The following is a 2,685-nucleotide window of genomic DNA, read 5'->3' on the forward strand; positions in this document are numbered from 1 at the left end:
CCCCCTGTTATACAAGCAACAATCAAGACAGTCAGTTTCATATATCATTACACTCTTACACTTAAATAAACACTGTGATGTATGTTATACAGCAGGGCTATGCGCACAATGCAGTGTAGAACCGTGTCGTACTCTATATGATGCAAAGCGGCTGACTATGTACACTGCTACGCAGACAGTGGTATCCCAAAAGAGCAATAAGGGAAGAGAATGCGGCTAACTGATTTAACGCTTTTGCACTATTTTAGTGTGCTCTATCAAGAGCAAAATATAACGCAAGCAGCCAGTAAAGCGTTTATTTCGCCGCTTGAGTTGTCACAGCAGATGATGAGTTTAGAGCAGCACTACAACCAGCCGTTATTTGAACGGCGGCAAACTTACATGTTACCCACTGAGTTTGCCGACCATATCTATCCGCACGTAAAACGCATTTTGTATGAGGTAGACTCACTCAACCACAGTGTCAATGATTACAAAGGTGAAACCCAGCAGCACCTGCATATTGGCGTGGTACAGTCGGTTGAACCGGTGATCAATAACCTGCTGCGCTATGCCCTGCAACAGCCCAAGCTCTCGATTACCATTACCGAAGCGCCGATTGCCGAAATGCTAGATAAGCTTAGTCTGCACAAGTTAGACATGGTTATTGGCCACTCAGTGCCGTTACTGGCCAACCAGATTGAGAAACAGCCGTTTTGTGATGATCAACTTATGGTGGTTGTGCCGCAAAATCACTATCTTGCCAACCAGCCGCAGATCTATTTTAATCAATTATTGGATCAAAACCTGATCTTGCTGCCAGAGCCACACATCACCCAAACTACGCTGCTGCATATGGCCCGCCAGCAGGATTTACCGCTGAAAATTTCAGCGACACTCAGCCAGATCACCGCAATACTGACCGCTGTGAATGCACATTTGGGGATCTCAGTTCTGCCGGCAACTGCCATGCAACTGCTACCAGACAACGCACTGGTCTGGCGCAAACTGGCCGATGCCGATGACAGTCAGCCTATCTGGATCTATCACGCCCGCGATAATGAGCACCATGCACAGGTACAAGCGTTGATCTCAACGTTACTAATGCCCTGCTTGTGTTGATCGGCGAGCCAGCATTCCGGCGACAAGATAACAGAGCAGCAGCAATAACAGCGCATAGCTGCTCTGTGCGCCTATCACCCACAGCAACAACACTGCACACAGCAACGCGCCAATCAGTGACATAACCCGCGCCATACCACGTAATAACACCACACCAGCAAGCATTGCCAGCAGATAAATCAACACAAAAATAGCGTTGGCATACGTGATCAGGCTCGACAATGAAATGGCCAGCCCATAAATCACCAGCGTACAGACTGCGCAAATACCCACCACCCACAGCAGTGCATAAACCGGTGTTTGGCGAACGGAGAGCTGTGCAATACGGCTATGTGGCGCATAATGGTGCGCTTGTGACCAGACTAAACGGGCAAAACTTTGCAGGTAAATATTCACACTGGCAAAGCAGGCCAAATACCCGATCAGGCAAGCCACCTGTTGCGCCGTTTTACCAAATAAACCACCCACAATTGACGGGATAGAAGCAGAGGGCGCAATGGCCGGACCATATGCCTGAAAATGCAAAACCGCCAGTGTGCAAGCCCAGTACACACTGCCTGCCAGCAATAGCCCCCCAAGCAGTGCGCGCGGAAAATCACGGGCCGGCTGGCGAAATTCAGTGCCTAAATGGGCAAACGCTTCAATACCGACAAAACACCAAAACATCACCGCCAGCGCTGCCGTTAGGGGCTGCGGCGCTGGCCATGAAGGGATCACCTGCACCTGCCAGACTTGACCGTAATAGCCAATCAACGCCACTACCGCCACCACCAGCAGGGCTATCAGGGTTTGAACATTGGCCGATGAGCCAGCGCTGCGCAAACCCAATCCCAGAACCAGCAGCAGGGTCAGTAATTGAACCCCCAGCGCTTGTAAGGGGCTAAATCCAAATGCGGCAATCCAAAATCCGGCCGCAATATGCAGTGCGGCCGGTAACCCAACGGGGATCACCGATAAAAACAGCCAGCCAGTTGCTCGCGCTAAACGTGGGCCAAAGGCCAGCGCCACAAAGTGCACCGTTCCCCCGGCATGCGGGTATGTGCGCCCCAAGGCAGCAAAGCCAATCGCGATAGGAAACACCAGCATAATCAGCAATGGCCATAACCAGAGTGTTCCCGCACCGGCCAGAGCGACAGCCAGTGCAGGAATGGCAAAAATACCGGTACCCAGCAACGAGGTTGCCAGTAAACCGATACCTTGCAGCAACCCCAGCTCCTGCTTTAATCCGGCACTATTTTTTACGCTAACGGCTGTTTTTATCGCTAATGGTGGTGATTCAGAGGGTTTAGATGCAAAAAAACGTGAGAAGATAGACATATACGGCACATCCTTGTGCGCAAGAAAGAGGCTTCCCATAAAGGGAAGCCTGATGGCGTTGGAGTGATGACAAAACAGTCATTACAAAACAAAAACCGTGGGCTAAATGCGGCTCGTTTGCCGATACAACAGGTTTAGCGCACTTAGTGCATTAGCGCAAACCCGTCTACCTCAACCCGCGTATCGCGCTTATCCGCGTCCGTTACGGATTGCCGCAATAATGTTACTGGTTGAACAACCATCTTCAAAATTCAACACTTTGACCTC

General features: G+C 50.4%; 2 protein-coding genes. One reads left to right on the forward strand and one right to left on the reverse strand.

Features of this window, described 5'->3' with window-relative positions:
* Nucleotides 1-210 precede the first annotated feature (210 nt).
* The gene (locus tag ACRC27_RS06765; RefSeq protein WP_438639486.1) at nucleotides 211-1,101 is read left to right on the forward strand and encodes a LysR family transcriptional regulator; all 891 of its coding nucleotides are present in this window, start codon (nucleotides 211-213) and stop codon (nucleotides 1,099-1,101) included.
* Here ACRC27_RS06765 and yjeH read toward each other — a convergent pair.
* On the reverse strand, nucleotides 1,081-2,418 hold the full coding sequence (yjeH, locus tag ACRC27_RS06770; RefSeq protein WP_438629683.1) for an L-methionine/branched-chain amino acid transporter: 1,338 nt from the start codon (nucleotides 2,416-2,418) through the stop codon (nucleotides 1,081-1,083). The genes ACRC27_RS06765 and yjeH overlap by 21 nt on opposite strands.
* Between the last annotated feature and the right edge of the window lie 267 nt (nucleotides 2,419-2,685).

Source organism: Plesiomonas sp. (genome assembly GCF_051650925.1).
Lineage (GTDB): Bacteria > Pseudomonadota > Gammaproteobacteria > Enterobacterales > CAMTGL01 > Plesiomonas.

Coding starts and splice junctions, on each gene's coding strand:
- ACRC27_RS06765 (WP_438639486.1), top strand. CDS start 211: ATGCGGCTAACTGATTTAACGCTTTTGCACTATTTTAGTGTGCTCTAT.
- yjeH (WP_438629683.1), bottom strand. CDS start 2,418: ATGTCTATCTTCTCACGTTTTTTTGCATCTAAACCCTCTGAATCACCA.